The following is a 316-nucleotide window of genomic DNA, read 5'->3' on the forward strand; positions in this document are numbered from 1 at the left end:
GGGTCTGTCCGATGAACGGTGTTTCCGGCGTTCATCTCAGAGGTTCTCCGCGGCCGGCATGCGGTCGGCGAAGGTGACGGCGAAAGCGTTGAGCGCGGGCTTCCACCGCATGGTCCATCGTGCCTGCCCGGTGCCCTTGGGGTCCAGCCCGCGGGTCACCAGGTACAGGCACTTCAGCGCGGCCTGCTCGGTCGGGAAGTGACCGCGTACGGTCACCGCCCTGCGATACCTGGCGTGCAGGGACTCGATGGCGTTGGTGGAGAACAGCACGCGGCGGATCTCCACGTCGTAGGCCAGGAAGGGGATGAACTCCTCC

1 protein-coding gene is annotated in these 316 nt (G+C 66.8%); it reads right to left on the reverse strand.

Annotated features, from left to right (window positions below):
* Positions 1 to 36 precede the first annotated feature (36 nt).
* On the reverse strand, positions 37 to 316 hold a 280-nt coding region (locus FJR00_RS15585), incomplete at its 5' end, for a transposase (protein WP_181409684.1).

The sequence above is a fragment of the Ornithinimicrobium kibberense genome (assembly GCF_006519705.1).
GTDB lineage: Bacteria > Actinomycetota > Actinomycetes > Actinomycetales > Dermatophilaceae > Ornithinicoccus > Ornithinicoccus kibberensis.